Annotated in this window: 8 protein-coding genes; all 8 read right to left on the bottom strand. The window is 53.4% G+C overall.

Features of this window, described 5'->3' with window-relative positions; genetic code table 11:
- Nucleotides 1-209: 209 nt before the first annotated feature.
- Nucleotides 210-701 carry a disulfide oxidoreductase gene (locus A8990_RS18315; protein ID WP_116190488.1) on the bottom strand — a complete coding sequence of 164 codons (492 nt, stop codon included), beginning with the start codon at nucleotides 699-701 and terminating at the stop codon, nucleotides 210-212.
- Nucleotides 698-1,423, bottom strand: a complete 726-nt coding sequence (locus A8990_RS18310; protein WP_116190487.1) for a DsbA family protein — start codon at nucleotides 1,421-1,423, stop codon at nucleotides 698-700. The genes A8990_RS18315 and A8990_RS18310 overlap by 4 nt, the downstream gene beginning before the upstream one ends.
- A 100-nt stretch (nucleotides 1,424-1,523) precedes the next feature.
- Nucleotides 1,524-3,458, bottom strand: a complete 1,935-nt coding sequence (locus tag A8990_RS18305; RefSeq protein ID WP_116190486.1) for an ATP-dependent DNA helicase — start codon at nucleotides 3,456-3,458, stop codon at nucleotides 1,524-1,526.
- A gap of 159 nt (nucleotides 3,459-3,617) precedes the next feature.
- Nucleotides 3,618-3,815: a copper ion binding protein gene (locus A8990_RS18300; protein WP_116190485.1), complete on the bottom strand. Its 198-nt coding sequence runs from the start codon at nucleotides 3,813-3,815 to the stop codon at nucleotides 3,618-3,620.
- 26 nt (nucleotides 3,816-3,841) lie between these two features.
- Nucleotides 3,842-6,106, bottom strand: a complete 2,265-nt coding sequence (locus A8990_RS18295) for a heavy metal translocating P-type ATPase (protein ID WP_116190484.1) — start codon at nucleotides 6,104-6,106, stop codon at nucleotides 3,842-3,844.
- Nucleotides 6,107-6,243: 137 nt separating this feature from the next.
- Nucleotides 6,244-6,624 carry a metal-sensitive transcriptional regulator gene (locus A8990_RS18290; protein ID WP_245996088.1) on the bottom strand — a complete coding sequence of 127 codons (381 nt, stop codon included), beginning with the start codon at nucleotides 6,622-6,624 and terminating at the stop codon, nucleotides 6,244-6,246.
- A gap of 121 nt (nucleotides 6,625-6,745) precedes the next feature.
- On the bottom strand, nucleotides 6,746-6,934 hold the full coding sequence (locus tag A8990_RS18285) for a hypothetical protein (protein ID WP_116190483.1): 189 nt from the start codon (nucleotides 6,932-6,934) through the stop codon (nucleotides 6,746-6,748).
- Between the two features lie 109 nt (nucleotides 6,935-7,043).
- Complete coding sequence (locus A8990_RS18280) at nucleotides 7,044-7,577, bottom strand: hypothetical protein (RefSeq protein ID WP_116190482.1); 534 nt, start codon at nucleotides 7,575-7,577, stop codon at nucleotides 7,044-7,046.
- Nucleotides 7,578-7,655: the final 78 nt, after the last annotated feature.

Raw genomic sequence — 7,655 nt, 5'->3', positions numbered from 1 at the left:
GAAACATAGCCTTTAGAGCCGAAGAAGTCCAGCAAACCAGCTACATTAGCCGAAACTTAGCTTTTTGAGCTGAAGAAGTCCACCTGACCAGCTACTTGAACGTTAGATTGAGTCATTTACCCAATGAAGTCCAGCAAACCAGCTACATGCCCTCCTCTCCCACTCGCCTCAAATAAAAAAGGCGGCCACAAGGGCCGCCCTACAAATTATTAGTTCACCGCAGACTCAAACTCCGCTGCTTCCTCGTCATCTTCCACGCTAGCATCTTCATGCTTAATGCCGTTAATAAGCAGCGCCGTGATAAGCACAAAAGCAATCAGCGCCAGGAATGGAATCGTCACATAACCGCCGAACCAATCCAGATAGTCCTCGCTGCACGGTACGCCGACGGTACAAGGAAGCATTTTCGCCAAAGCCGGAATTTGCTGCTCCAAGTAATGATACAACGATATCGAACCGCCGATGATGGATAACGGCAGCACGTACTTCATGATCTTGCGGTCATTCCCATAGCTCGCAATACCGAGCAGAATGATGATCGGATACATAAAGATCCGCTGATACCAGCACAGATTACATGGCACGAACTTCATAATTTCGCTCAAATACAAACTTCCGCCGACTGCAACGATAGAGACGACCCACGCCAAATAAAGCGCATATCTACTAAAGAACGCGAGCAATGGCGATTTCGTCGTCATTTGGATGTACCTGCCGCAAGGGCGTCGTCAATCGCCTTCTTGATTCCAGCGTAGTCGGAGAATTCACCTGTAAATTCTTTGCCGTTTATGAACAGCGTCGGCGTCGACTGTACCTTCGCCGCTCTCGCAGTCGAAGCGTGAGAATTAACTTCCTTCTCATACGTCGCATTAGCGATATCCGACTGCAGCTTGTCGTAATCAACCGGCAGCGCGTTGTCCTTCGCCAGCTTCACGAGGAAGTCCGGAGTCGCCCATACGGTGTGCTCGTCCTGCTGATTCTTGTACAAGAGATCGTAGTATTTCCAGAAAGCTTCGTTGTTCTGATGGAATACCGATTGTGCAGCAAGCGCCGCGGTCTGCGAGTCTTCGCCGATGAAAGGGAAGTTCATGAAGTAGAGCGACACCTTGCCGGTGTCAATGTATTCCTTCTCAAGCTGCGGTTTCACATTCTGGCTGAAATATTGGCAGGACGGGCATTTATAATCGCCGAATTCAACGATTTTGACAGGTGCATCCTTCTGGCCAAGAACAGGCAGCGTGTCGTAAGCAAAATTAGTCGGGTCAGACTTAGGCGTGAAAATAATAGCGGCAATAATACCTAATACAACGATAATGCCAGTCGCCAGGATCAGCTTGCGCATCAGCTTCCGCTGCTTCTCAAGTCGCTCCTGCTCAGCTTTACGCTGGCTTTTGTAGGCAGATTTCTTCATCGGTTGCGTCATCGTTCTTCCCATCCTTCTCTATTAAGCCTATTCTATTTCAAATTGTAGAGTCCGCAATATTAGATGTCAATTCTGGAAGGCTATGGCTGACGCCGTAACCTTACAACCGATGCAGCTCGACACCATCCGGCATAATACCCTTCACCCGCTCCATCACTTGCTGGTCATCCAGTTCCTTGCCATAGATCGTAATCATGCCCGCATCCTCGCGTCCGCGGATCAACCGCCCCAGACCTTGCTTCAAACGAAGCAGCATATAAGGCATATCTACGGCTGCAAAAGGATGCTCGGCATCTCTGCGCTTCGCAGCAAATACAGGATCGTTCGGCGGGAACGGCAGCGACCACATAATGACCTGCGACAGCGATGGACCCGGAATATCGAGACCTTCCCACAGCGTAACGGCGCATAGCACGCTAGGCTCGTCATTTTGGAATGCGGAGATGAGATGGCTAATTTCCGACGTCCCTTCGAACAAGAAGCGATACTGGCTGTAGCCCGAGATTCCGGCTGTATCGGTTTTGAACTGCTGCAGCTCTTCCTTCGAATTGAACAATATTAGCGCTCGTCCCTCTGACTTCTGCAGTCTCTCCAAGGTCAGCTTGTGCTTCAGAGCCAATTCTTCCGTGATGGCAAAAGAAGCCTCCATCTGCTGCTCATAATCATAAGGCGAAGCAACGGAGAAGGAGAGTGCGTCCTGAACGCCGAGACTATCCGCAATGAAATTGAACGAACCGCCAACCGACAACGTTGCAGACGAGAAGACGATCGGCATATTTTTGGAGAATACCCGCTCACTCAGGATTTCCTTCACGAGCTTCGGCATAATGACGAGCGTGATGCCCTCGTGGTCTTCCTCCACCCACGAAATCAAGCCGCGCGGCTGCTTGAACAGATTAAGCGCAAGCTGAAGCATCTCGATATGCTCCTCCACGATCGTGAGCTGATATGGCTCAATCGTGAACATGCCGCTCTCGAAGACCAGCTCTTCCTCAATCGCGCTAAGAACAGCGCCGAACTTGTTCACTTCACGCAGAAGCTCGTCCGACATCACGACCTCTTTGCGATGAGACGCCGCAACAGCACGGCTGCTCTCAGCTAGCAATTGGAACAAGTACTCGCTTTGTTCAATCGCTTGATCAATCGTAACTGCAAGCTCCTCGCGGATTTCGCCCTGCAGCAGACGGGTAATGATCGATTCAAACACATGGTGCTTCAGCTTGTACGTAAGCGCCTTCTGCGCTGCCGTCTCCAGCAAGTGGCCTTCGTCGAATACGACAGAGCTGTGCTCCGGTAGGAGCGGCATCTGTCCTTCCCGCTTCCTCGCTTCGTACGTCCATACATGCTCCATATAGAAATCATGCGAGCAGATGATGATGTCCGCCGCCTTGCGATAATGCTCGCGAGAGAGCGTCTGTCCGCAGCGGTGACGACGGTTGCACACGAGACAATCCTGAAACACATCCCAAGCAGCTCCTTCCCACTGCTCGTCCGTCAAATGCGCGTAATCCTTCCGATTACCGTACGGATAGAAGGCTTTCATCGTACCCGGATTGTTCACGAAGTCAGGGAGCGACTTGTACATATCCTCGTACAGCTCCATATCCTCGAAGCCAGCGCGCGCTTCATCCAGCTTGTTCAAGCAGATGTACTGGTTCATCGATTTGCCGAGCCTTGCGTCGATTGTAAGACCGAGGTGCTGCGCAAGCTTCGCGATATCCCCCTCCGGCTTCACGAGCTGCTCAATCAGCGACTCATCAGCACAGGCGATAATCGCCGGTTTGCGTGTATATCTGGCATAGTTAATGGCATAAAGCAAATAAACGAACGTCTTGCCAGTTCCGACGCCCGCTTCTGCAAAAATCGTTTTCTTCTCGTTATAAGCACGTTCCAGCTGAAATGCCATATAAATCTGTTCATCTCGAAGCTCAAAGCCTGCCTCCGGCAGTCGCTCATAGAAAACGTCCGCAATCCAATCACTGGCTTGCTGGACGAACGACTCCTTCGGGTCAAAATCAAACGGATATGGATTCACGTAAAATAAGCCTCCAATTGCAATGATGAAGCTTTCATAATAGCATATTTGGCATGAAAAAGGCTAACCCCACTTAGGATTAGCCTGCATTTACCTGATGCAAGTGCATGCGCATGTGCATAAGCAAGCTCTATTGCCGCTTGCCCATCGGCACGGTAGTTATACGACGTCGAAGCCTTGATCTTCAATCGTCTCTTTAATTTGCGTCATCGAAATCTTGTTCTCCTCGAAATCGACCGTCACGCGGCCAGCCGGAAGATCAACCTTAGCCGATACGCCTTTCTTCTTCAGCGCACCTTCAATACTGTTTACACAGTGCTGGCAGGACATGCCCTTCACTTGAATCGTACTTGTCATGAGTAACCTCTCCTTATTTCAAAAATTTATCGATGAAACCGCTGCAGCCTTAGCGAGCTCAGTACAACCGATACGGAGCTTAGCGCCATCGCGGCGCCAGCTACCCACGGCGCGAGCAAACCAGCTGCAGCAATGGGGATACCAATTGCGTTATAGGCCAGCGCCCAGAACAAATTCTGTTTTATGTTCACCATCGTCTTGCGGCTGATGGCAATCGCATCTGGAATGCTGCTCAGGTCGCCGCGCATAAGCGTAATATCCGCTGCTTCCATCGCCACATCAGTGCCTGTGCCCATAGCCATCCCAACATCCGCTGTCGCGAGTGCTGGTGCGTCGTTAATGCCATCACCGACCATGGCGACTTTAAGACCTTGCTGCTGCAGCGCTTTTACTTGATCCGCCTTGCCTTCAGGTAACACTTCGGCAAGTACTTGATCAATCCCTGCTTGTTTCGCAATCGCATGCGCCGTAGCGGCATTGTCGCCGGTGATGAGCATCACCTGCAGGCCAAGCTGCCGAAGCGCAGCAACTGCAGCTCGCGACGTCGGCTTCACCGTATCGGCGACCGCCAATCTCGCAGCGTAGACGCCGTCGACAGCGGCCAGCACGACGGTCTGGCCGCCCTGTTCCAGCTGCGCCGCGTCCGCAAGCGCCGACGCGGGTGCCCAGGCTTCATGCGAGGCAAGGTAACGGCGTGTGCCGATGACGACCTTGCGGCCATCGACAACCGCCTCGATGCCGAAGCCCGGCACCGCGCGGAACTGCTGCGCGCCGCCGGCCGCCGGAGCAATGCCCCGCTCAGCCAAGCCGCTCACAATGGCGGCGGCAAGCGGATGCTCGGAGCTGCTCTCGGCTGTCATGATCCAGCTGAGAAGCTGCTGCTGCTGCTGCTGCTCTTGCTCTTGCGGATCTCCAGCACTGAACCCCGGCTCGACCTTGTAACCGGTGAGCACCGGCCGCCCTTCCGTCACTGTGCCGGTCTTGTCGAGCAGCACGGCATCGATCCGATGCGCCCGTTCGAGATGCTCGCCGCCCTTGAACAGGATGCCAAGCTCCGCCGCTCTGCCGGAGCCTGCCATAATCGAGGTCGGCGTCGCCAGACCGAGCGCGCACGGACAAGCGATGACAAGCACGGCGATTGCGGTGCGCAGCGCACTGCCGAAATCGCCCGGCTCGATCAGAAACAGCCACGCGAGAAACGTGAGCAGCGCGAGCCCGATGACGATCGGCACGAACACGCTCGAGATCACATCCGCGATTCGCTGAATCGGCGCTTTGGAACCTTGCGCCTCTTCCACGATCCGGATGATCTGCGCGAGCACCGTGTCTTTGCCCACTTTAGTCGCCCGAACGCGCATCGTGCCGGTGCCGTTCACCGTCGCGCCGATAACCGGTTCGCCTGCGACCTTATGAACCGGAATACTCTCGCCGGTCAGCATCGATTCATCCACGGATGAGCTGCCCTCCGTGACGATTCCGTCTACGGCAATCCGCTCACCCGGTTTCACGATCACAATATCATCCGTTACGACGGTTTCCGCTGGGACAACAAGCTCTACCCCAGCGCGAATCACAGTCGCCGTCTTCGCTTGCAGCCCGATCAGTGCGCTGATCGCTCGCGAGGATCGACCTTTCGCCAGCGCCTCGAGCAGCTTGCCGAGCAGCAGGAAGGTGATGAGCAGCGCGCTTGTTTCATAGTACAGTTCCAACCTATGCATGCCACCGCCGATGGATGCCACCGTTTCATAGAGGCTGTAGAAGTACGCGGCTGACGTGCCCATCGCAACGAGCACATCCATATTCGCGCTTCGTCCGCGTACTGCTTTGAACGCTCCTATGTAGAACGGTCCGCCGATATAGAATTGTACCGGCGTCGCGAGCGCAAGCTGGAACCATGGATTCATCAGCCATTCAGGCAGCGGTATGAAATCAGTGAAGGAGAAGTGCCCCGCCATTGCAAGCAGCAGCGGCAGTGACAGCAGGGCGGATACGATCAGCCGGTATCGCAGCTTGCGGATTTCCGCTTGACGCAGCTCTGCAGGCGGCTTCGATTCCCGCTTCACCTCTGCTTGGAATCCGAGCCCCTCCACCTTGGTGATGACAGCATCCACATCAACAACGGCCCGGTTATATTCTACGCTTGCGGTTTCCATCGTTAGATTCACCGAAGCGCTTGTTACCCCATCCATGCGTGACAGCCCGCGTTCGATGCGCGTTGCGCATGATGCGCAGGTCATCCCGCTTATTTGAAGCGTCGTCTTCTGAGTCGAAGTCGAAGTCGTTGTCGCCATAACACTCAATCCTTTGCACAGTTCATATACCTCTATGGGGTATATCTTATTATCACCTTAACATACCCCATGGGGGTATTTCAATAGGCGAAAAAATAACCCTGCGGAGTAAGTTCCCATTCCTTGACCGCAGGATTTTATTTCATCAGCTTGTTCATCGTGACCAGCAGCTCTTTCACAACATCATGATCCCCTTGCTGGATGCGATCAATGACGCAGCTGTTCATATGATGCTCCAGAAGCAGCTTCCCTACGCTGTTCAGTGCAGATTGGGCTGCGGCGATCTGATTCAAGACATCATCGCAGTACGTATCCTTCTCGATTAGCCCTTTCAGCCCGCGGATCTGCCCTTCGATCCGATTAAGCCGCGTAATGAGCTTGCTCTTCACTTCGTCCGAATGCGCGCTCTTCCGATGCGAATGCTGGTGACCCTCGCACGACTTCCCTGCTTCTTCTGCCGACTCCGCACTCTCCGCTGTCTCCGCTGTCAGCTTGGTGGTTTCCTCATGCTTTTCCACACGCGCCACCTCCTTCTATTCGAACTATATCATACCACCAGGGGGTATACAACCGAGCAAAAAGAAAGGCGCCTCGCAGGCCGATTAGACCCGCGAAGCACCTTCCCTTGCTTTATTAAGATTAGTATTTGTAAGGACCTGGGCTTGCGACACCAGCTACGTTGCCTGGCATATTACCAGGGCCATAGCCGCCGCCGTATCCGCCTAAACCGCCACCGCCGAAGCAACCGCAGATAACAATTACGAGCAGGATAAACAGTACGAGAATCGAGCCTGCGCTCGTGAAAGCTCCACCAACATGACCGGACATGAGCATTGCACCTCCTGGAGTATTGAGTACTCTTTAACCTATGTACAGAAGGGGCTGATGGATTGGGTGTTTGACCGGGAGACATCTATTTCGGGTACAACAGCCTAAACTAAATTTGGTACAGAAACACCGCTGCCAAGATGAAGATGCCGAAGGCGAATACATAAGGGTGAAATAACACGCTTTCCTTCACTTTTGCAGCTGTTTCTTCCCCCGATCCGCGCGACTCCTCACGAATGAGCTGCTGAAGCACAACATGAATGAACAGAAAAACGACATCAATGAACACGGCCATCATCTCGGGATGACTGCCGAGCATTACCCCGAGCATCGCGCCCATCATGCCTCCCATAATGCCTGCGAGCATTCCGTCCAGCGCCGCCATTGCGCTTACCGGCTTACCCGCCATATATCCGCAAACGATGCCAAGCAGCACGGCAAGAACAGTTGGAGACGTCAAATCATGCGGATAAAGAATTCCTATTATAGTGCCCACGGATACGCTGGCCATCATCGCAATTGTCATTGCGATCATCATGCCTGCCATGCAGCTTAGCTTCGCGCTTCGCAGCCGCGTCCGAACGATGGAGTAACCGGACAAGCCGACTATGCCTGCAATGCTTGCAAAGTAGAAGTAAACCATCGCGGTAGACGCCCCTTTTCAACAAGCTAATTGCCCATTCCATGATAGTATTCGAGAGAGCCTGTCAATATGCGATGA

The organism is Paenibacillus taihuensis (genome assembly GCF_003386535.1).
Classification (GTDB): domain Bacteria; phylum Bacillota; class Bacilli; order Paenibacillales; family Paenibacillaceae; genus Paenibacillus_Z; species Paenibacillus_Z taihuensis.
Note: the sequence above shows the minus strand (reverse complement) of the source record. Positions and strands in the feature narration are given on the sequence as shown.